The sequence below is a fragment of the Stenotrophomonas sp. SORGH_AS_0282 genome (assembly GCF_030818125.1).
Classification (GTDB): Bacteria; Pseudomonadota; Gammaproteobacteria; order Xanthomonadales; family Xanthomonadaceae; genus Stenotrophomonas; species Stenotrophomonas rhizophila_A.
The window spans coordinates 3398000-3419835 of the sequence record NZ_JAUTAB010000001.1; the positions used below are offsets into that span (position 1 = coordinate 3398000).

Annotated in this window: 13 protein-coding genes; all 13 read right to left on the reverse strand. The window is 69.8% G+C overall.

The annotated features are described in order from the left end of the window. Nucleotides 1-8 precede the first annotated feature (8 nt). The gene (gene gspD, locus QE395_RS15425; protein WP_306989868.1) at nucleotides 9-2207 is read right to left on the reverse strand and encodes a type II secretion system secretin GspD; all 2199 of its coding nucleotides are present in this window, start codon (nucleotides 2205-2207) and stop codon (nucleotides 9-11) included. Between the two features lie 9 nt (nucleotides 2208-2216). Next, the gene (locus tag QE395_RS15430) at nucleotides 2217-3035 is read right to left on the reverse strand and encodes a hypothetical protein (RefSeq protein WP_306989870.1); all 819 of its coding nucleotides are present in this window, start codon (nucleotides 3033-3035) and stop codon (nucleotides 2217-2219) included. After that, nucleotides 3025-3747 carry a type II secretion system protein GspM gene (gene gspM / locus QE395_RS15435; RefSeq protein WP_306990535.1) on the reverse strand — a complete coding sequence of 241 codons (723 nt, stop codon included), beginning with the start codon at nucleotides 3745-3747 and terminating at the stop codon, nucleotides 3025-3027. The genes QE395_RS15430 and gspM overlap by 11 nt, the downstream gene beginning before the upstream one ends. Next, nucleotides 3728-4885 carry a PilN domain-containing protein gene (locus QE395_RS15440; RefSeq protein ID WP_306989872.1) on the reverse strand — a complete coding sequence of 386 codons (1158 nt, stop codon included), beginning with the start codon at nucleotides 4883-4885 and terminating at the stop codon, nucleotides 3728-3730. The genes gspM and QE395_RS15440 overlap by 20 nt, the downstream gene beginning before the upstream one ends. Next, a complete protein-coding gene (locus QE395_RS15445) occupies nucleotides 4882-5742 on the reverse strand; it encodes a type II secretion system protein GspK (RefSeq protein ID WP_306989874.1) in 861 nt (286 codons plus the stop codon). The genes QE395_RS15440 and QE395_RS15445 overlap by 4 nt, the downstream gene beginning before the upstream one ends. Beyond that, complete coding sequence (locus QE395_RS15450) at nucleotides 5739-6371, reverse strand: type II secretion system protein J (protein ID WP_306989876.1); 633 nt, start codon at nucleotides 6369-6371, stop codon at nucleotides 5739-5741. Before QE395_RS15450 ends, QE395_RS15445 begins: the two co-directional genes overlap by 4 nt. Then, on the reverse strand, nucleotides 6368-6790 hold the full coding sequence (locus QE395_RS15455; protein ID WP_306989878.1) for a prepilin-type N-terminal cleavage/methylation domain-containing protein: 423 nt from the start codon (nucleotides 6788-6790) through the stop codon (nucleotides 6368-6370). The genes QE395_RS15450 and QE395_RS15455 overlap by 4 nt, the downstream gene beginning before the upstream one ends. After that, complete coding sequence (locus tag QE395_RS15460; RefSeq protein ID WP_306990537.1) at nucleotides 6787-7290, reverse strand: GspH/FimT family pseudopilin; 504 nt, start codon at nucleotides 7288-7290, stop codon at nucleotides 6787-6789. Before QE395_RS15460 ends, QE395_RS15455 begins: the two co-directional genes overlap by 4 nt. Before the next feature lie 12 nt (nucleotides 7291-7302). After that, nucleotides 7303-7737: a type II secretion system major pseudopilin GspG gene (gspG, locus tag QE395_RS15465; RefSeq protein ID WP_068849158.1), complete on the reverse strand. Its 435-nt coding sequence runs from the start codon at nucleotides 7735-7737 to the stop codon at nucleotides 7303-7305. Nucleotides 7738-7780: 43 nt separating this feature from the next. Next, nucleotides 7781-9001, reverse strand: coding sequence for a type II secretion system F family protein (locus QE395_RS15470; RefSeq protein ID WP_306989879.1), 1221 nt, complete (start codon nucleotides 8999-9001; stop codon nucleotides 7781-7783). Between the two features lie 2 nt (nucleotides 9002-9003). After that, a complete protein-coding gene (gene gspE / locus QE395_RS15475; RefSeq protein WP_249833749.1) occupies nucleotides 9004-10737 on the reverse strand; it encodes a type II secretion system ATPase GspE in 1734 nt (577 codons plus the stop codon). Nucleotides 10738-10855: 118 nt separating this feature from the next. After that, nucleotides 10856-12709, reverse strand: coding sequence for a S8 family peptidase (locus tag QE395_RS15480; RefSeq protein ID WP_306989880.1), 1854 nt, complete (start codon nucleotides 12707-12709; stop codon nucleotides 10856-10858). A gap of 128 nt (nucleotides 12710-12837) precedes the next feature. Then, nucleotides 12838-21483, reverse strand: coding sequence for an ESPR-type extended signal peptide-containing protein (locus QE395_RS15485; RefSeq protein WP_306989881.1), 8646 nt, complete (start codon nucleotides 21481-21483; stop codon nucleotides 12838-12840). Nucleotides 21484-21836: the final 353 nt, after the last annotated feature.

Sequence of the window (21836 nt, forward strand, 5' to 3'; positions counted from 1 at the left end):
AGCAGGACTCAGCGCTTGGGGCGGGACGGGAACGGTTCCATGGCGCGGAAGCGGTTGCTGTATTCGTCGGTCAGGTTCCGCGACTCCTGCGCGTTGCGCACGATGGTCGGGGTCAGCAGCACGATCACCTCGGAGCGGTCGGTGTTCTGGGTCTTCCTGCCGAACAGCGCGCCGAGCACCGGGATCCGGCTCAGGCCCGGCACGCCGTTGGCGCCGTTCTCGTCCGAGTTGGTGATCAGGCCGGCCAGCATGATGGTGTCCCCGCTCTGCACCGCCGCCTCGGTCGAGATCTTGCGGGTGTTGATCGGCGGATTGCAGGTGGTGCGGGTGGCGTCGCAGCCGGATGGGATGGCGCCGGCCGAGCTCACTTCCTGCACGATGTCCAGGAACACCACGCCGTCGCGGGTGATGCGCGGCCGCACCTTGAGGATCACGCCGGTGTCCAGGTACTGCACCTGGCTGTAGGTGTTGTCGCCGCCCACGCCGGTGTTGACCGACACCGAGTTGATCGGGATCTGGGTGCCGACATTGAGCGTGGCTTCGGCGTTGTTGCGCACGAAGATCGACGGAGTCTGCAGCAGGCGCAGGTTGCTCACCTTGTCCAGTGCGGTCACCACCGCGGCGGCGTTCTTGCCCAGGAAGGTCCAACCCAGGCCGCCTTCGCCTACCCGCCCGGAAATGCTGCCCCAGATCGAGCGGCCCAGTGCGCTGGGCAGGTCGATGCCGCTTTCGGTCTTGCCGGTCGCCACCGCCTGTTCGAAGAACCAGTTCACGCCATAGGCGAGGTCGCCGGTGAGCGAGACCTCGGCGACCTGCGCTTCGATGTGCACCTGCATCGGCATCACATCGAGCTTTTCAATCACTTCACGGATCGAACGCCACGCCTGCGGGGTTGACCGCACCAGCAGCGTGTTGGTTTCCTCCACCGCCGACACGCCGACCGAATCGCCCTGGATTTCCAGGTTGAAACTGGCGTTGCCCGGCTGCCGCTGCGGCAGGTTCATGGTGCCGTCGCCCATCCCGCCGGTGCGGGTGGTGCCGGTGTTGCCGGTGCTGTTGAGGCTGTTGCCATTGGTGCCGTCGCGGCTGCCCAGCTCCTGCACGTTGGCACCGGGTGCCAGCGAGCTGCTGCCGCCACGACCCCCGCGGCTGTTCTCACTGGCGAAGGCTTCGGCCAGGCGCTCGGCCAGGTCCTTGGCTTTGACGTAGCGCAGTTCGTAGGAGAACAGCCGGGCGCTGCCGCCGGCAGTATCAATGCGTTCCAGCCACTGCTGGATCTGGTCCAGGTAACGCGCCTGCGGGGTGATCACCAGTACGGCATTGGCGTTCTCCAGCGGCAGGAAGCGGAACATGCCGGCGCTGGGGGTCTTGCTCTCCTCGCCGAACACTTTCTCCAGGTCTGCCGCGACCTGCTCGGCCTTGCCGGTCTGGAGCGGGAACACGCCCACGGACATGCCCGACAGCCAGTCCACATCGAAGATCTCGACCGTGCGCAGGTAGTTTTCCAGCTCGCTGCGGGTACCGCCGAGGGTGATCACGTTGCGGCCGCTGTCGACGTTGACGATCGCGTTCGGCCGCGCGTACGGCTCGAGCACTTTCTTCATTTCGGTGGCGGAGATGTACTGCAGCGGGATGACGCGCACTTCGAAACCGCGCGCATTGGCGGCCGGCGCGGTGCTCGGTGCGACGGTGCCGGCCAATGCCTGGTCGGCGGCCACGATGTTGTAGCGGCCGCCGCTGTAGACCATGCGCGCGTTGTTCCAGCCCAGCACCATCTCCAGCAGGTTCAGCGCCTGCGCCGAGGACACCGGCTTGGGCGTGGCCAGGGTTACCGTGCCCTGCACGCCGGGCGCGATCACGTAGTTCTGGCCGAGCATGTCGCCCAGGATCGCCTTGACCACCGCGTGCACCGATTCACCTTCGAAGTTGAAGGTGGCGGTGCCGGTGCTGGCCTGCGACAACGCCGGCGACGGCGCGGCGGCGGCACTGCGGTTGATCATCGTGCCGCTGCCGCGGCGGATCACCGGCTGTGGTGCGCCGTCGGCGTTCAGCGGCTGCGCGTCCACGCCGTCGTGCGAGCCGTCGCCGGCCACCACCTGGTGCTTGCCATCAAGGACCGCGTCGCGGCGCACTTCGGGACCGGGCACGGAGGCGCAGCCTGCAAGCAGGGCCACGGCGAACGACAGGGAGAAAAGACGCAATGTCATGCTTTCACTCTATTTGGTTTGGCCGGAGCCGCCCGCGGGCGGCTGCTGCGACTGTTGCTGCTGCAATTGCTGGCGACGCGCCTGGATGCGGGCGCGGATGGCTTGCATCTGTTCTTCGCTCGGGCCCTGCGTGGCCGGCTTCTGCGCTGCGGCAGCTGCCGCATTCGCCGCAGCATTGGCGGCGGCTTCCGCCGCTGCCTGCGCCGCTGGCGGCGGAGCGCCGGTGAAGTTCGTTGTCGGTCCCCGGCCCGCGTTCTGCGCGGGCGCAGGAACCGGCGGGCGCGCGCCATTGGCCTGGCCTGCGCCGGCAGCGGTGCCCAGCACTGTCGGCGGCTCGCCGCCCTGCCCGCTGAAGGTCACCAGTTCCAGGGTCTGGGTGCCGCCGGGACCGGTGACGGTGGCACTGCGCGGCTCCAGCGCGAGCAGCTGCCAGCCGTTGACCGCATCGCCGTTGAGGCGCAGGCGCAGCGACTGCTTCTGGTCGGTGGTGAGGATGGCCATGCCGAATTCGGAGGTGAGCAGCACGCCGGTCAGGGTGACCGCGCTGGCGCTGCTGCCCGGCTCGCTGCCGCCCAGCAGGTACGGACGCGGCTTGCGGTCTTCGGCGAACAGCGGCCGCGCGCCGATGCTGGCATACGCCTCGGCCGACGCGATCCGCTCCGGCGCGGCCGCGGCCAGGGTCGGCAGCGGCGGTGGGGCACGGTCGCCGGCACCAGCCGGGGCGATGCGCCCACCCACGCCGAACAGCGTGGCGATCCAGATCGCGGCGGCCCAGGCGGCTACGCCGCCCAGCCACCAGCTGCGCAGGGGGGCCAGTTCAATCTTCATGGGTGCCCTCCTCGACCGGTTCGGCCGTGCCGGGGTCGGTCGGGGCGGCCATCGCCGAGCCGACCGGTTCCAGCCCTGCCGGCGCGGGTTCGGGTACAGGCTCGACCGGCGCGGCGGCCGCATCGCTGCCTCCACCGGGGCGGAGGTAGCCAACCAGTTCGAAGGACACGTCCAGTCCGGTGCCTGTCTCGTTGGGCGAGGCCTGGAAGCGCTGCGCCAGCAGGTTGAGGTTGTTCACGAACAGGCGCGGGCTGCCGGTTTCCAGGGTGTGCAGCACCGCCGCCATTTCCGGCACGCCACAGCGCAGGCGGACCTGCAGGGCCACGCGCGGGAACTGCGCATCGCGCGCGGTGTCGGTCAGCGGTGAGCGGTTGCTGATGGTGCAGCTGCGGTTGCCGGGGCTGGCCGACGCTACCGCATCCTGCAACCGGCTCGACAAGGCGGCGGCGGCCGATTCAGCAGTGGGTTCGCGCAGGAAGCCGGGGCGCCCTTCCAGTGCCGCCTGCACCTGCTGCAGGCGCTCTTGCACGGCGGTGCGCTGCTGCAGCTGGGACTGCACGCGCTGCTCGCGTTCCTGCAGCTCGGCAATGCCCTGGTTGATGTCCAGCAGCGGCCGGGTGAACCACGGATGCACCAGCAGCAGGTAGGCCAGCGCGATCACCGCCAGCAGCAACGCCAGTGCCAGCCAGCGGTCACGGCGTGTTGGCGGCATTGCCATCGGCAACCTCCGGGGCGGGCGTGGCGGCGGCCGGGGCACCGGGCAGCGGCTGCAGCTCGGCGGTGAGGGTGAAGCGGTCACGGCCGGCGGCGCCGCCATCGGCCTGCAGCACGCCGGTCAGGTTGACCTTGCGCCACAGCGGTGAATCCTGCAGCAGGGAGACCAGCTGCGAGGCCTCGCGGCTCAGTCCGATCAGCTGCAGCGTGTTGCCTTCAACAGAAAGTTTTTCCAGGTAGGTGCCATCGGGCAGCAGCCGGGTGAGTTCGTTCCACAGCTCCACGGTGCTGGCATGTTCGGCGCGCTTGCCTTCCAGGAACGCGGCGCCATCGACCAGCTCCTGCAGCTGCTGGCGCTGCGCGGCGACGCGGCGCGCGTCGTGCGCGGCGGCATCGACCTGCTCGCGCAGGCGATCGGCGGCGGCCTGGCGGTTGTCCAGCAGCTGGGCCCCGGCCAGGGCCAGCAGCACCACGGTGGCCACGGCGAGCAGCAGGTTCCAGCGCCGCATCGGGTCGTGGGTGACCCGGCGCTGGGTCGGCGGCAGCAGGTTCACGCCCAGCGGCTGCCCCGTGCCATCGTCGGCATCCACGCCGGCCAGCTGCTGCGCCCAGCTGCCGGCCTGCTGCGACCACTGCTCCAGCGCCTGGCGCGGAATGACCACCAGTTCCACCTGAAGCTGGCCGTCGGGCAATGTGTCCAGTTCGCGGACGTCGTAGTGGACCTGGCTGGCCTCGAACGGGGTCTGCCGGTCGATCTCGAAGCCGACCACGTCGCGCAGGCGCGGTGCAGCGGCGGCCGGCAGGCGCAGCGGGCGGCGCAGCACCGCGGCGGCCGGCAGCACCCAGTGCCGTGGCAGCGCGCGCAGGCGCGCATCCAGCACCCGCTCCAGGTCGGCCGGCGTGGTGGGCCACGGCAGTTCGGCCACGGCCTGCAGCTGGGTCGCGGTATCGCGGCGCAGCACCAGCTGTTCGGCATGCCGCGACAGCAGCAGGCGCGAACGCGACCAGCCCATGGCCCATTGCCAGCGCAGCGGCAGCCAGGCCAGCAGCGAACGCCGCCACCAGCGCAGGCCATTGCCCACGCCGGGCGCGAACCGTCCCCGTGCCTGCACCAGACTGTCCCGCCATGCCGTCATCGTGCTGCCATTCCCTGTTCCCAGCGAAGTACTGTGTAAGCCGTTCCCGGCGTGCCTGCCGCGCCCATGCGCACTACCGCACGCAACACCGAAACCCGTCCGCGCTCATCCAGCGCGCGGCTCTCGATACTATAGGTGCCGCTGCCACTGGCAAGCGCGCCGGTCACGTTTTCGTCGCCGGCCGCTTCGGCCCGCTCGCGTTCGGCCAGCAGGCGTTCGGCATCCAGCCCGAGCGCGTTCAACACCGGCCCGGCCGCGAACCGGGGATCCGGACGCGACTGCCGACTGTACAGGGTCAGCATCGGTCCCATCCGTTCATACAGGTCGGCGTCCATGCCCAGCACCCGCTGCAGCTCGCCGAGCGTCTCGAAGCGCCCGTTGCGCGCGCCATACGGAAGGCCGGCGGCCTGGTAGTCGGCGGTCTCGGCACCGCCGCCGGGCTGTTTGAGGCTGTCGGGATCGCGCCAATCGGCGATCGCACCCGCCAGCTGCTGGGCGCGCCCGGGTTCCACCTCCAGCGCGCGCAGGAAGGCGGTCAACAAGGCGGTATCAGCCAGGTTGAGGTTGATCTTGCCGTTCTCGTCGATGATTCGCAGGTCGATCTGGCGGCCATCGAAGGTCCAGCGATAGCGGCGGCCGTCGGCCTGCCATGGCGGTTGCAGCGCGGAGGGGCGCAGGCGGAACAGGGCGTATTCCAGGCCGGCGCGTGCATGCTCCTGGCCGATTGCATCGTCACCGATCACCCGCTGCTGCAGGTGCTCGACGCGCGCACTGAGCGCGAATGCGCCGACCACGGCGGTGAGCAGTGCGATCAGCCACAGGACCAGCACCAGCGCGGCACCGCGCGTGCGCCTCACGAGCGCGGCCCGCGCGACTGCGACAACGCGGCCACCATCGGCGGCCATGCCGGGCCCTGCTGCGGCACGATGCGGATCTCCACCAGCAACGGCAGCCGCCGGGTGTCCTCCCAGCGCGTCTGCCAGTCGCCCAGCTGGCCGCTGCGCGGATCGATGCCGCGGTAGCGGAACGCGACCTCGCGCAGCGCGTCGGCCAGCAGTTCCGGCGCGCGCGGCGGGGTTTCGTCGATGCGCTCGCCGTTCTGCACCAGGGTCAGTGCAACGTCCAGCCGCAGTGCATCGCCGTTGCGATTGACCTGCAGCTCATGCACGTAGGGCCCACCGCGGCCGAGATAACCCGGCAGTTCGGACACGAACAGTATGCGCTGCGGTTCGCCCTGGAAATACAGCGGTTCGCGGGTGGGATCGGGCGGCTCGGCGGCGATGGGCAGCGCCATGCTGAGGCGGCGGCGCAGGAAACCTTCCACCGCGCGCATGCGCTCGTTCTGCGCAGCCACGCGCTCGCCCCGGTGGGCGATGTTCATCGCCGAGCGCACGGTGGCGAAGGCGAGCGCCAGTCCGCCGACCAGCAGTACGGTGGCCAGCAGTACTTCGATCAGGGTGAAGCCGCGTGCGCCGCGCCGGCTCATCGCGGCGCCTCGGGCGTCTTGGGCAACAACCGCAGCGAACGCCACTGCAGGCGTTCGCCGTTGCCTTCGCCCCAGCGCACCTGCAGGGTCAGCTGGGCCAGGGTCGGCCCGCTGACGGTAGTGGCAGCGGCCTGGGGCAGCGCACTGGCGCGCGCATCCACGTACGGCTCCACCTGCAGCTCCCAGCGGTAGCGGCCGTCTTCCCAGTCGCCCTGCGAACGCCCTTCCTGCAGCGGTTGTTCGATGCCGGTCGCGGCCAGCAGCGACTGCGCGTGCAGCATCGCGCGGGTGCGCAGGTCGGCGTTGTGCACCTGGCGTGCGGCCCCGGACAGGCTGCCCAGCAGCAGCGTCAACGCCAGTGCCAGCAACGCGAAGGCGACGATCACTTCCAGCAGCGAATAACCACGCTGGTGCTTCATGGCGCGCCCCGCACCGGACCCGAGCGCACTTCGCCGGTGATCCAACTCACGTCGATGCGCCACAGCGCATCGCGCATACCCAGTTCAATGGTGCCGCCACTGGAGCCGCCGTCGGGATGGAAGGCGATGCCGCCCTTGCCGTTGGCCACGCCGGCGACCTGGCCGGCACCCCGGAAATGGACCTCGAGTGCAGCGGGCAGGCTGCCGTGGCGGCCGTTGGCGGCTTCCCAGGTGCGCGCCTGCGGATCGATCAGGAAGCGCTGGCGTTCCCCGGTGGCGATGGCCTGGGTGCGTGTGTAGCGCAGCTGGCTGGCCACTTCCTTGCCGGCATTGCGCAGCCGCACGCCGTCGATGCCGCCGTTCATGGCGGTGGCGGTGAGCACCCCGATGATCGCGATCAGGGCCACCACCAGCAGCATTTCCAGCAGTGAAACGCCGCGCACGGCACGCCGTCGCGACAGGGCGCGCGGGCGTCGGGTGGGGCACGGCACGACGGGCATGCGCAAGCGTGCTTACTCGTACTTGATGTCCGCGTCGTAGCTGGTGCCACCGACCTTGCCATCCTTGCCCAGGCTGATCAGGTCGAACGGCTGGCCTTCGCCCGGTGCGCGGTATTCCAGTGCGTTGCCCCACGGATCGTTCAGCTCGCTGGCCTTGGCATACGGGCCCAGCCAGCCGTTGCTGCCGCCCGGCTGGGTGACCAGGTCGTCCAGCTTGGCCGGCAGCTTGCCGGTATCGAGCTGGTAGTTCTCGATCTTGCCGGCCATGGTCTGCACCTGCGACTTGGCGATGTTGGCCTTGCCGCGATCGGCACCACCGAGCACGCGGCTGCCGACCAGGGTGAGCACCGCGCCGATCAGCACGATGACGATGATGATTTCCAGCAGGCTCATGCCCGACTGGTTGCGCGGCGAGGAAAAACGGACCAGCTTGCGACGGTGGATCATGGAAGCTCCTTGCAGCATGTCGGAACGAAATGCGCCACGGCGGTCAGCCGATGGCATTGGTGAGGTCGTACAGCGGCACCAGCACGGCCACGATCACCAGGCCGACCACCGAGGCCAGTACCAGGGTGATCACCGGGACCAGCGCCGACAGCAGCCGATCGATGGCGCGCGCGGTTTCCTGTTCGAAGGTATCGGCGGTCTTGAGCAGCATGACATCCAGCGCGCCGGATTCCTCGCCGACCTGGATCATCTGCAGCGCGAGCCGGGGAAAGCGCTTGCCCTTGGCCAGCGAGGCGGACAGGCCGTTGCCGTTCTTGACCTCGTCGCTGGCCGCGTCCACATCGGCGGCCAGCGCGCGGTTGCCCAGCACGTTGCGTGCGATGCCCAGGCCAGCCAGCAACGGCACGCCGTTGCGCAGCAGCGTGCCCAGCGTGCGCGCCAGCCGTGCGGTTTCCAGCTTGGCCACCAGCCCGCCGATGCCCTTGCGCTGCAGCAGCCAGCCATCCAGCGCCAGGCGCGCCGCCGGCTGGCGCAGCTTGCGTTCGATCACCAGCAGCGCCAGCGCCGGCACCACGATCATCGCCAGCCAGCCCTCGCGCACCACCAGGCCAGCAGTGAGCACCCACTGGGTGAACCACGGCAGCGCCACATCCAGGCTTTCGTACATCTGCGCGAACTGCGGCACCACGTAGCCCAACAGGAACAGCAGCGCCCCGCCGACCACCGCCAGCAGGATCGCCGGGTAGATCAGCGCATTGATCACCCTGCCCTTCAGCTCCTGGCTGCGCTCGAGGTAATCGGACAGCCGCTGCAGGGTGTCGTGCAGGCTGCCACCGGCTTCACCGGCGCGCACCATGTTGATGTACAGCCGCGAAAACAACCCGTGCTGGCGTTCCAGCGCGGTGGACAGCGCGGCACCGCCGCGCACCACGTCGCGGATGTCGGTGATGACCCGCCGGCTGCGTTCGTCTTCGGGCAGTTCCAGCAGGATGGTCAGCGCGCGGTCCAGTGGCTGGCCGGCACCGAGCAGGGTGGCCAGCTGCTGGGTGAACTGCACCAGCGCGCCACCGTCGAAGGGCTTGCGCCGCAGCAGCGCCGCCCACGGGGTGCCGCCCGCACCGCCCTCGGTGGCCAGCCGCGCTTCCATCGGCAGATGACCTTGGTCCTGCAGCCTGGCGGCCACGTCGGCTTCGCTGGCAGCCTCCATCTGGCCGTCGAACAGTTCGCCGTGTGCGTTGAGGGCCTTGTAGCGGTACTGCGCCATGCTCAGCTTTCCTCGGTCACGCGCAGCACTTCTTCGAGCGTGGTGTGGCCCATCAGCGCCTTGGCCAGGCCATCCTCATACATGGTGCGCATGCCGGCGGCGCGGGCGATCTGTTCCACTTCGCCCATGCCGGCGCGGCGCATCACCGCGCGCCGCAGCTCGTCGTTCATCACCAGGAATTCCATGATGGTGGTACGCCCGAGGTAACCGGTCGGCGCGATCGCCGAGGGCTGCGCGCGGTACAGGTAGATGTCTCCTTCCGGCTGCAGGCGGCGCAGCCCGAACTTGTCGATCTCCTCCGGTGAGGCCAGGTAGCGCAGCGCGTGCTGCGGTTCCAGCCGGCGCACCAGGCGCTGGGCCAGGATGCCGTTGATGGTGGAGGTGAGCAGGTAGTCTTCCACGCCCATGTCGAGCAGGCGGGTGATGCCGCCGGCGGCGTTGTTGGTATGCAGCGTGGACAGCACCAGGTGGCCGGTCAGCGCGGACTGGATCGCGATGCGCGCGGTTTCCAGGTCGCGCATTTCGCCGATCATGATGATGTCCGGGTCCTGGCGCACGATGCTGCGCAGCGCGTTGGCGAAGTCCAGACCGATCTGCGGCTTGGCCTGGATCTGGTTGATGCCTTCGATCTGGTATTCGACCGGATCCTCGACGGTGATGATCTTTACATCCGCGGTGTTGAGCTGGCTCAGCGCGGTATACAGCGTGGTGGTCTTGCCCGAGCCGGTGGGGCCGGTGACCAGCAGGATGCCGTGTGGCTGCTCGAGCACTTTGCGGAACTGCGGCAGGAACGCATCGGTGAAGCCGAGCCGGTGGAAATCGAACACCACGGTGTCGCGATCGAGCAGGCGCATCACCACGCTTTCGCCGTGCGCGGTGGGCACGGTGCTCACGCGCAGGTCCAGTTCCTTGCCCTGCACGCGCAGCATGATGCGGCCATCCTGCGGCAGGCGGCGCTCGGCGATGTTCAGCCGCGCCATGATCTTGATGCGGCTGATCACCGCAGCGGTGAGGTTGGCCGGCGGGCTTTCGCCTTCGATCAGCACGCCATCGACGCGATAACGCACCTTCAGCCGGTTCTCGAACGGTTCGATGTGGATGTCCGACGCGCGCAGTTCCACCGCACGCTGGATCACCAGGTTGACCAGGCGGATCACCGGCGCTTCGGAAGCCAGGTCACGCAGGTGCTCGATGTCGTCGACCACGCTGCCTTCGCCGTCAGCGGTTTCGATGATGGCGCCCATCGCGCTGCGGCCCTGGCCGAACCAGCGTTCGATGACGTCATCGATCTCCGAGCGCAGGCCCACGTGCAGGCGTACCGGCACCGCCATCGCCAGCTGCACCGCATCGGCGGTGTACGGCTCCTGCGGGTCGCTCAGCCACAGGTCGAGCACGCCGTCGTGCAGCGCCAGCGGGCAGGCATGGAATTGTTTGAGGAAGCGCAGCGACAGCGGCAGCGCATCGATCAGGGATTCGGGGGGCGCTTCGGCCACGCTCTTGCCCTCCAGCAGCGGCAGCCCCAGCACCTCGGCACAGGCCTGCGCGTGGTCGCGCTCGGACACCAGGCCCAGCCGCACCAGCAGCGGCAGCAGGCTGCCACCGGCTTCGCGCTGCAGCGGCCGCGCGCGGGCCAGGTCGGCCTCCTTCAGCCGCCCGTTGCGCAGCAACAGCGCCACGATGCGGGTTTCCGCATCCATGGCTGACTCTTCAGCAAGATCGTGGGTTACCGCATTCACGAAAGCTCTCCTGGCGACCCGCAGACTTTAGCAGTTCGCCGTGATGCCACATGCGGTGGTGGCCAATGAAAAACGGGAGCCCGTCACATGACGGGCTCCCGCAGGGTCTTCCCGGCTGTTACTGGACGGCCTGGATGCTCACGTTGCTGTAAGCCGATTCACCCACCAGCTTGATGTAGTAGGTGCCTGCCACGGGCGCGGTGAAGCGCACGGTTTCACTGTTGCCCGGACGCGCGGACTTGGCATCGAAGTCGGTCGCGGTCGGCTCGGCGCCGGCGCTGACGTACAACGACACGTTGCCGCTGCCGCCGTAGGTGAGGACGCTGAGCGTCTTGCCCGCGGTCGCTTCGAAGCTGTACAGCGTTTCACTGCCACCGGCACCGGTCAGCCCGCTGACCGCCACGCGGTTGGTGAGCGGCGTCGCATCCGGCGCGCAATCGACCGTGCACGGTTCTTCCAGGGCCTTGTCCAGTGCACCCTTGGCGTCGACGATGCCGCTGCCGATCGGGGTGGCCGCCGGGATGGTCACCGGGAAGTTGCGTGCGCTCTGCTTGAGCAGGGTCTCCAGCTGCGCCGGGGTCAGCGGGTCCTTGCCGGCCGAGGCCAGCGCGCCCTGCACCAGCGCGGCCACGGCGGCCACGTGCGGCGAGGCCATCGAGGTGCCGCCCATGCCCATGTAGCTGTAGGCACCGGAGGTCGGGGTGGTCAGGCCGTTGTAGCCGGCCTGCCAGACGTAACCGCCCGGGTTGCCGTCGACGCCACCGCCGCCGCCCGGACCGGACAGGTCCACGGCCGCGCCGAAGTTGGAGTACGACGCGATGCCGCCGGTGATGCGGGTGGCACCCACGGCGATCACGTTGGCGCAGCTGGCCGGACGGTAGCCCGAGGCATTGGAGGCCTGGTTGCCGGCGGCCACCACCACGGTGGTGCCGCGCGAGACCGCGCCGTTGATCGCATCCTGGTAGGCCGGGTCGCACGCGCCGCCGCCGCCCAGGCTCATGTTGATCACTTCGGCCGGGTTCGGGTTGGCCGGCACGCCGGCTACGGTGCCACCGGAGGCCCAGGTGATCGCATCGGCGATGTCGGACAGATAGCCGCCGCACTTGCCGAGCACGCGCACCGGCAGCACCTTGGCCTTGTAAGCGAGGCCGGCCATGCCGACGGTGTTGTTGGTGGCTTCGGCAACGGTGCCCGACACGTGCGTGCCGTGCCAGGAGCTGTCTTCGGCCAGCGAACCGGCGTAGCACTCGTTGTCGTTCTCTACCCAGTCGCCGTAATCCAGCGCGCCGGGCACGCGTTCATCGGTCGGGCGGCGCGAGGTCTCGGCGTCGCTGATGAAGTCGTAGCCTTCCAGCAGCGTGCCGGCGGCGAAGTCCGGGTGCTGCGGCAGGATGCCGGTGTCCAGCACCGCCACCACCACGCCTTCGCCCTGCGCCACGTCCCACGCGGCCGGCGCGTTCACGCCGCCGGTGGCGCTGTGCAGGTGCCACTGATACTGCGCGTAGTACTGATCGTTCGGCACCAGCTGCGCGGTTTCCTTGGCGCGCAGGTCGGCGCGCTGCAGCTTGACGTCAGCCGAGGCGTACTGGACCGACGGATCGGCCTGGATTTCCTTCAGCACCTTCTGCAGGTCGGCCTGGCTGAGCTTGCCCTGCAGGCGGATCACATCGGCACCGGTGCCGAGCCGGCGCACTACCTGCGGGCTGGCTGCCGCGGCACGCGCGGTGGTGGCGCCGAGGCTGGCGCGCGAAACCGCCGAGGTCACCGTGGCCAGCTTGGCCGAGCGGTCGGAGGCCGCAGCGGTGCCGGTGCGGTACTTGACGATGATGCGTTCGGAACCCTGTTGGGCGGTGCTGGCCTGCTTCGCCGGTTCCTTGACCGGCAAACCGGCGGCATAGGCGCTGGCGCCCACGGACAGCGACAGCACGGCGGCTGCCAGCACGTTGATGCGAAGGTTCTGCTTCTTGGTCACGGTGTAATCCTCTTCAAGGTCATGGATCAAACGACTGTTCAGGCCAACACTCCATGCGGAAACCCCGGCCGGCCCTGGCCAGGGTTCCCGTGACCCGCCCCCTCAGGCCTTGCATTGCATCGGGCGCGTTACCAGCCGAAGCCGGCACCCACGCCCACCGAGCTGTCATCACTGCTGAACGCGCCGCCGACAGTGACCGTGGCGCGGTCGCTGAGGGCACGCTGGTAGCCCAGCGACAGCGCCGACTCGCCGCTCTGGAAGCCGACACCGACACCGACGCGGTTCTGCGTGCGGATGCCGGCGGCGCTGGTGGCCATGTTGAGCATCGCGGCGTTCATCGCGCCCTGGCGGTCGATGCGACGGTCCTGGTGGCGCAGGCGTTCATCGATTTCACCCTTGTAGATGTCGAAGCTGTCGGCCATCGCGCTGTAGCGCTGGTCGGTGTAGCTGTTGGCGGTGGCGATGCCACCGTCCAGCTGGCCCTTGTTGACCGCATCGGTGGCCGCGCTGCCGGCGGCCACGTTGGTGACCTGGCGTTCGGCACCGACGGCACCCACCGAGACCGTGTCGGCGCGGTCGGCGACCGAGCCCTGGCCCAGTGCGACCGAGTTGGCGGCCGTGGCGCTGGCCCCCTGCCCGATCGCGGTCGCCGAGGCCCCGCTGGCCACGGCACCGTCGCCCATCGCCACCGAGGTGACCGGTGCGACGACGGCCGCGACCGGCTGCGGCGCACCGACACTGGCAGCGGTCGGCGTGCCCTGCACGACCGGAGCATCGGCACTGGCCACGCGGGCGGTGTCGGTGCTGGCGGCGGTGGTTTCGGCCGTGGCCGCCGCCGTATCGGCCGCCTCGGGCGTGGCCGCCACGCTGGCGGTGGACACCGACGCGGAGCGCGCACGTGCCGCGTTGCTGCTGCCACCGGCCACGCGCTGGTCGATTTCGCTGACCTTGGCATCCAGCGCCCCAAGCGCGTCACCCACGTTGTTGTAGGTGCTGCCCTGGATCACGTAGTTGGGCGCGACGAACACGCCCTGCATGCCGACGCTGGCGCCGCCGCCGAGGAAGCTGGCGGTGTCGGTCAGCGCCTGGAACAGCTGCCCGCCATTGACGGCCTGGCGGCTGCCGCTGGCGATCGAACCGGTGGCGACGTTGTCCAGGGTGGTGCCCTCCACGCCCGACAGGGTGAGCCTGTCGCGGGTGCTGTCGTCGTAGGTCAGCGCGTTGGCGGTCACGTTCTCCACCGAGCCGATGCGGTCATCGATGTCGCCGACCCGGGTTTCCACGGCGCCCACGCGCTGGTTGGTGGTGTTGAGCTGGCCGCCGGTGACCGCATCGGTGCTGCCTGCGGCGACACGACCGGCCGCGACGTTGACGATGCGGCGGGTGGCCGGCGAATCGGTACCGTTGCCGCCACCGACCGAGACCACGTTGGCCTCCACCGCACGCGACCCTGCACCCAGCGCCACCGAGTTGGCACCGGACGCACCGGCAGCGGACCCGATGGCGATGCCGTTGGCGCCGTTGCTGACGAAGGCACCGTTGCCCACGGCCACGCCGTTGGTGGCGTTGGTCGAGGCCAGGCGGCCGACCACGGTGCTGTTGTCACCGCGTGCCGAGGCATCCGCACCGAGCGCCGTGGCGCCGGTGGCCGACGCGGTGGCCGCAGTACCCACCGCGCTGCTGCGGGTGCCGCTGGCGGTGGCGCCCGAACCGGCGGCCAGTGCATCGGTGCCGCTGGCGTTGGCCACGCCGCTGCCGCTGGCGTCGAAGTGCTGGCCCACGGCATCGGCGGTCGCCGCGACGCTGTCCAGCTGCGCCTTGTTGACCGCATCGGTGGCATTCACCGCCGCTCCGACATTGGTGATGCGGCGCGTGGCCGGACCGGTGGTGCCGTTGCCGCCGCCGACCGAGACCACGTTGGCTTCGGTGGCACGCGAGCCTGCGCCCAGGGCCACGCTGCCGGTGCCGCTGGCCCAGGCGCTCTTGCCCAGCGCGGTAGCGTTGATGCCGCTGTAGGCGTAGCTGTCCTGGCCGATCGCGGTGGAGCCGGCCGAGGTGGCCCACGCCAACTGGCCCACGGCGGTGGTCTGTGCCGCAGTGGCCCAGGCGCTGGCGCCGCCGGCGAAGCTGTTGGCGCCGCTGGCCTGCGCGCTGTTGCCGATGGCGATGCCATACGCGCCAGAGGCGGTGCTGCCCCAACCGAACGCGGAGGCGTAGTCGCCGCTGGCTTCGGCACCGTAGCCGAGCGCGGTGGTGCGCAGCCCGCTGGCAGCACTGAACGCACCCACTGCCGTGCTGTAGTCGCTGCCCGCTTCGGCGCTGTAGCCGACGGCGGACGACTGCAGCCCGGCCGAGGTCGCGCCGGCACCGCTGGCGGTGCTGAACACCCCGGTGGCCTGTGCGCCGGCACCCAGTGCGGTGGCGCCGGTGCCGCTGGCACTGGTGGCCTTGTCGAGCAGCACGTTGCCGTTGGCATCTTCGTAGTACAGCGAACCACCGATGGCGGTGGCCGAATCGGCGGTGGCCGAGGCGTTGTAGCCCGATGCCGACGCATAGCGACCCGACGCCAGCGAACCGCTGCCGTAGGCCGACGCACCGGTGCCGAACGCGTTGGACGCTTCGCCTGCCGCCGTGGCATAGGCGCCATCGACATAGCTGCCCACGTCATCGCCATTGCCGCTGCCGGAAGCCTTGAAGTAGCGGTTGGTTTCCTCGGCGGTATCGGCCACGGCGTTGAGCTGGTCGAGGTTAACCGCGTCGGTGCCTTCGGTACCGGCGGCCACGTTGGTGATCTGCCGCTGCGCAGTGGTGGTGCCCACCGAAACGCTGTTGTCGCGGTCCGCGGTGGAACCCGCACCCAGCGCGACGCTGTTGACGCCGGTGGCGGTGGCGCTTTCGCCCAGCGCGGTGGCGCTGGCGGCATCGGCCCACGAATTCCAGCCGACCGCAGTGGCGTAGTCATCGGTGGCCCACGCACCCGCACCGAACGCCGAGGCGCCGGTCCCCGATGCACGCGCCGGGATGAAACCGAAGAAGGTGCTGCCGCCGACGGCGACGCTTTCGTCGCCGGTGGCTTCACTGAACTCACCCACCGCCACCGCGCTGGCACCGGACGCCGTGGCGGCTGCACCCACCGCGGTTGCATAAGCGTTGGAGGCGACTGCGCCATAACCCAGTGCCGAGGACAGCTCGCCGGTGGCTTCGCTGTACCCGCCGAACGCCGATGCACCGGCTTCCGACGCCGTGGAGCGGAAGCCGTTCGCCGTGGCCTGCTGGCCCGACGCGATGGCTTCGCTGCCGCCGGCCGTGCTGTACGCACCGGAGGCCTGCGCATCGGCACCCACCGCGCTGGCACCGATCTCGCTGGCGGCGGCACCGTTGCCGATGGCCACGCTGTTTTCGCCGGTCGCCTGGGCCTCGCTGCCCAGTGCGGCCGCGCCTTCGCCGGTAGCGAGCGCGTTGAAGCCGATGGCGGTGGCATTGTTGGCCAGCGCGTTGGCACCACTGCCGAGCGCGCTGGCGCCATCGCCGATCGCATTGGACGCTTCACCCGCCGCCAGTGCGTCGTCGCCTTCCACATAGGCACCGGCATCGCTGTCGTCGCTGCCGCTGGCCTGGAAGTACTTGCTGGTGGTTTCAGCCACCGCAGCCACTTCCTTCAGCTGGGCCACGTTCACCGCATCGGTGTCTTCGGTACCGGCACCCACGTTGGTGATCTGGCGGTCAATCGCGTCATGCACCACGCCGGCCGCATCGGTCCAGGCTTCGGCCGCACCGACCGATACCGTGTTGGCACGGTCGGCCAGCGTGCCGGCGCCGAGCGCGACACTGTTTTCGGCGTCCTTGGTGGTCCAGGTGTTGCTGCCCACCACGGTCGAGTTCAGCGCCTGCGCGTAGCTGTTGTAGCCAACCACGGTGGCTCCATCTTCGGTGGCCCACGCCTCGCTGCCGACGGCCGTGGTCTGGATGCCCTGGGTGCTGCTGTTGGCATCGGCGCCGGCCAGGGCGTTGAAGCCGACCGCCACGCCGTTCTGTGCGGTGGCCGCGTTGTTGCCCAGCGCCACGCCGTACTCGCCGGCATTGGCCTGCACGCCGAACGCCGCACCGGCCACGTTGGCACGCGTGCCCTGGCCCACTGCGGTGGCTACTTCGTCCGCGTAGCTGTAGGTACCGATCGCGGTGCCGAAGAAGGCAGCCGTGGCGCCCGCGCCGAACGCACTGGCGGCCCAGCCGTCGGCGGTGGCGAAGTTGCCGATCGCCGTGGTTTCGCGACCCAGCGCCCACGCCCCGTAACCCACTGCGGTGGATGCCAGGCCACTGGATTCCGCGCCCGCACCGACCGCCACCGAGCCGAAGCCCTGCGACAACGCGCCGCCGCCGATGGCGATGGCGGCGCCGCCACTGGCGGTGCTCAGGTCACCGAGGGCGACCGCGCCCTGCCCGCTGCTGGCCGCGTTGCTGCCGATGGCGACCGCATAATCGGCGGTCGCCGTGGCATTGAAGCCCACTGCCGTCGCCTCGTTGGCAACTACCGTGCTGCCGGCACCCAGCGCGGTGGCGCCGTTGCCGATGGCATTGCTGGCCTCACCGGCCGCCAGCGCATCATCGCCGTCGACGAAGGCACCGGCATCGCTGGCATCGCTGCCGCTGGCCTGGAAGTACTTGCTGGTGGTGGCGGCGGTATCGGCCACGGCGTTGAGCTGGTCCAGGTTGACCGCGTCGGTGCCTTCGGTACCGGCGGCCACGTTGGTGACCTGGCGCTCGCTGCCGGCGCTGCCGACCGACACGCTGTCGTCGCGGTCGGCGATGGAATCCGCACCGAGCGCCACGCTGTTTTCGCCTTCGGACGTCGCCGCGTTGCCCAGCGCGGTGCTGTTCATCCCGGGCGACCACGCACCACCGCCGACGGCGGTGGAATAGTTGCCGGAAGCTTCGGTCGGCAGCAGGCCGAACAGCGCACCGCCGATGGCCACGCTGTTGGTGCCGCTGGCCAGGCTGCCCTGGCCGGTGGCGGTGCTGTAGGCACCGGTGGCTTCGGCGTCACCGCCGAGCGCGACGCTGTTGGAACCGGTGGCCTGGGCGAAGCTGCCCAGCGCGGTGGCGTTGAACGCGGTCGCCGCGGCATAGCCACCGATGGCGGTGGTGTAGCCGGCGGTCGCTTCCGAGGCGAAGCCGTAGCCGGCCGACAAGGTGCCGCTGACCACGCTTTCCGCGCCCACCGCAGTGGCGCCCGAGCCGCTGGCGGTGCTGTAGTAACCCAGCGCCACCGATTCCTCACCGGCCGCTTCGGACAGCGCGCCGCTGGCGAGGCTGCCGGCGCCGGAGGCGATGCTGGCCGCGCCATTGGCAGTGCTCTGCTCTCCCGAGGCGAGGCTTTCGGCGCCATTGGCAGTGGCGTATTCGGCGGTGGCCTGCGCATCGGCACCGGTGGCCGTGGCATTGCCTGCGCTGGCAAGTGCATTCAGGCCAACCGCGGTGGCGCCGTCAGCGAGTGCGAACGCACCACTACCGACTGCCGATGCGCCTGTGCCACTGGCGAAGCTGCCGGAGCCCACTGCCGTGGCGTAGTCGCCATCGGTCGCAGCGTTGGAACCGGCGGCCACGCTTTCTTCGCCACCGACTACTGCCACGCCATCGCCGCTTGCCTGGAACTTGTCGGTGGCGGCGGTGAGCTGATCGACGTTGACGGCATCGGTACCTTCCGTGCCGGCCGCGACCTGGGTGACCTGGCGCTGCTGGTCGTCATTGCCGACCGATACGGTGTACGCGCGGTCGGCGCGTGCGCCAGCGCCCAGTGCCACCGCGTTGGCGGCACTGGCATTGCTGCCCGCGCCGATGCCTATCGCGCTTTCGCCGCCGGCCACGACATTCGTGCCGATAGCGATGGTGTTGATGCTGTTGCCCAGCGCCTGGTAACCCACCGCGACGCTGTTGTCGCCGTAGCCGAACGCACCGCGGCCGAGCGCGGTGGCGCTGTTGCCGCGCGCCCAGCTGTTGTAGCCGATCGAGGTAGCACCGCTGCCATCGGCCCACGCCGCATAGCCCACGGCGGTGGCATTGGCCTCGGTCGCCCACGCACTGGAACCGAACGCGGTGGCACCATCGCTGGTGGCCCATGCGTACGCACCGGTAGCGGTGCTCTCGCTGCCGCTGGCGAAGGCGTTGTCGCCCTGCGCCACGCTGTACTCACCCGTAGCGCGCGACTTGTAGCCCTGCGCCAGGCTGTTGTCGCCGGTGGCCTGTGCGCCACTGCCGTACGCGTTGCTCTGCGCGCCGGTGGCCTGTGCACCTGCACCGACGGCAACGGCATCCTGCGCGGCGGTGGTGCCCACTGTCACCGCGTTGCCATCGGCATCCACGATCGGCGAGTTGTACTGGTCGTAGGCCTGGCCAACGCCACCAATGGCGACGCTGCCGTTGCCGGTGGCGGCGACATTGCGGCCCACGGCCACCGTGTCATCGCCCACTGCAGACGCACCGTTGCCCACCGAAGTGGCGCCTGCGCCGATGGCATTGCTGGCCTCGCCTGCAGCCAGCGCGCCGTCGCCATCGGCGAACGCGCCCACGTCGCTGTCCTGCGAGCCGTTGGCCTTGAAGCGGTAGGCGGTGCCGTCCGCGGTCCCGGCGACGGCATCCAGCTGCGCCTTGTTGACCGCATCGGTGGCTTCGCTGCCGGCGGCGACATGGGTGATCTGGCGTTCGTTGCCGACATCGCCGACCGACACCGTGTTGTCGCGCACGGCGGTGGAATTGGCGCCCAGGGCGACGCTGTTGGCGCCGCGCGCGGTGCTGTAGAAGCCGATGGCCGTGCTCAGTTCGCCACTGGCCCAGCTTTCCGCACCGAGTGCGGACGCGCCTTCGCCCGGTGCGTAAGCGAAGTAGCCCACGGCGGTGGCTTCGGTGCCGGAGGCTTCGCTGAGCGTGCCGTTGGCCACGGCGTAATCGCCGCTGGCAATCGCACCGGCGCCGACCGCGGTGGAGGCCTCGCCACTGGCCTGGGTGTCGACGAAGAAGCCCAGGCCGGGAATCAGGTCGACCGGACCGCCGATGGCGGTGCTGCTGGTGCCACTGGCCGCGCTCTGCGTGCCCACCGCCGTTGCGTAGTCGCCGGTGGCATTGGCCACCGCGCCGAACGCCGACGACTGTGCGCCGGCCGCATAGGCGCCGACGCCATACGACGAGGCGGCAAAGCCCGCCGCTTCCGCGCTGGCACCGACGGCGGTGCCGCCCACGCCCGCGCTGGTGGCGCCGGTATCGACCGGCACGCCGCCGTTGGTGATCAGCGGGTTGCCGTCTTCATCCACGGCAGTGCCGCCCACGGCCACGCTGCCCGGGCCGTTGGCCTGCGCGTTGGTGCCGAAGGCGGCGCTGTTCTGGCCGCTGGCCAGCGCGTTGTAGCCCACGGCGGTTGCGTTCTGCGCCGCCGCGGTGGCGCCGCTGCCGAGCGCGGTGGTGCCGGCGCCGAGCGCATTGGTGGCTTCGCCCACGGCCGTGGCGTTGTCGCCGTCGGCAAAGGCGCCTGCGTCGCTGTCGGCGCTGCCGGTAGCCTGCACGTACTTCGCGGTGGTGCCTGCCACCTCGCCCACCTCGTCGAGCTGGGCCTTGTTCACCGCATCACCGGCTTCGGTGCCGGCGGCGACGTTGGTGATCTGCCGTTGCAGGCCGTTGTTGTTGCCGACCGACACGGTGTCCACGCGATCGGCGTAGGAGCCTGCACCCAGCGCGACGCTGCCCACCGCAACCGCTGCGGAGTTGGAACCCAGCGCCGCACTGAAGTCGGCCACTGCCGTGCTGAACGCACCCACCGCAATCGAGGCTTCGCCGCCGCTGCCGGCGCCGCGGCCGAGCGAGGTGCTGCCCGCGCCGATCGCCAGTGCGCCGCCACCAATGGCGGTAGCGCCATCGGCGCTGGCTTCGGCCAGCCCGCCAATCGCGGTAGCTGCGCCATTTTCGCTGGCGGCAAACGCGGATGCGCCCAGCGCCACGTCACCCAGTCCGAACGCCATCGCGCTCTGGCCCACCGCAACGGTGGCGTCGCCGATGGCCAGGCTGTTCTGGCCGAATGCGCTGCCGCCCAGGCCGGCGGCAACGGCATCGCTGCCTACCGCCGTGGTGGCGTTGGCCAGCGCCTGGCTGTTGCGGCCGAGCGCGGTGGCGCCGTCGCCGTCGGCATTGGCACTGGCGCCGGCAGCGAGTGCGCCTTCGCCCTCGATGCGGGCTGCATCGCTGTCGTTGCCTTCGCCGTCCGCCTTGAAGTAGCGCGTTGCGCTGGCCGCCGTTGCAGCGACGGTGTCGAGCTGCGCCTTGTTCACCGCATCGGTGGCCGCAGTACCGGCGGCCACGTTGGTGACCTGGCGCTCCTTGCCGGCATCACCGACCGACACCGTGTTGGCGCGTGCAGCGCGCGAGCCGGCGCCGAGCGCCACGCTGTTGGCCGCCGAGGCGGTGCTGTTGCTGCCGATGGCCACGGCGTTCGCGCCCGATGCGGTCGCATTGCCATCCACCACGCAGCTGTCGATCACGTTGCTGTTGAGCACCACGCAGTTGGCGTTGCCCCCCACTTCCACCGACTGCGCCTGCGCACCGGAGGGCGCGCCGGCCATGCCCAATCCAAGCGTCAACGCAATGGCGGCCGAGAGCACGGCGCCCCCGCGCGTGTCGGAAGATCGTCGCTGATCGATGACCACGCCCGGGGTCTGGCTGCTGGCGAGTTCGGAGGCAACGACCATCTGCCCCAGTGCTTTGTTCCAGACCTTGCGATAAATCCGATTCATCGATGCGACTCCTGGTTGGCTGGTTTTGGGCAAAGCGACGCCAACGCCAGGCCGCGTGGCCCAACGTCCCCTGGGGGCGTTTTCCGCTTGATTTACTGCGTTGTGCCGGATGGCGCGCTATCGGCGCGATCAACGAACAGAGAACTCGCCATCCTTGCGGTTGATTCCGAACTGAACGATTGCAAACTGAGAACTCAGTGTTAACGCACGGTTTCCATGGCGTCAAGACTTTGACAGACGAAAGTGTTCGAACGCGCAAGGCGTCACACATTCGACTATTCATCAACGCATTTTGTTAGATCGATGTGAGCATTCGCCATCACGCGACTTCACACATGTAACGCGCTGTAACT

What these genes read in the sequence shown, in the direction of transcription:
- gspG (WP_068849158.1), bottom strand. Translation starts at nt 7,737, where the DNA reads ATGATCCACCGTCGCAAGCTGGTCCGTTTTTCCTCGCCGCGCAACCAG.
- QE395_RS15450 (WP_306989876.1), bottom strand. Translation starts at nt 6,371, where the DNA reads ATGAGCCGGCGCGGCGCACGCGGCTTCACCCTGATCGAAGTACTGCTG.
- QE395_RS15485 (WP_306989881.1), bottom strand. Translation starts at nt 21,483, where the DNA reads ATGAATCGGATTTATCGCAAGGTCTGGAACAAAGCACTGGGGCAGATG.
- QE395_RS15440 (WP_306989872.1), bottom strand. Translation starts at nt 4,885, where the DNA reads ATGACGGCATGGCGGGACAGTCTGGTGCAGGCACGGGGACGGTTCGCG.
- QE395_RS15470 (WP_306989879.1), bottom strand. Translation starts at nt 9,001, where the DNA reads ATGGCGCAGTACCGCTACAAGGCCCTCAACGCACACGGCGAACTGTTC.
- QE395_RS15455 (WP_306989878.1), bottom strand. Translation starts at nt 6,790, where the DNA reads ATGAAGCACCAGCGTGGTTATTCGCTGCTGGAAGTGATCGTCGCCTTC.
- QE395_RS15460 (WP_306990537.1), bottom strand. Translation starts at nt 7,290, where the DNA reads ATGCCCGTCGTGCCGTGCCCCACCCGACGCCCGCGCGCCCTGTCGCGA.
- QE395_RS15430 (WP_306989870.1), bottom strand. Translation starts at nt 3,035, where the DNA reads ATGAAGATTGAACTGGCCCCCCTGCGCAGCTGGTGGCTGGGCGGCGTA.
- gspD (WP_306989868.1), bottom strand. Translation starts at nt 2,207, where the DNA reads ATGACATTGCGTCTTTTCTCCCTGTCGTTCGCCGTGGCCCTGCTTGCA.
- gspM (WP_306990535.1), bottom strand. Translation starts at nt 3,747, where the DNA reads ATGCCGCCAACACGCCGTGACCGCTGGCTGGCACTGGCGTTGCTGCTG.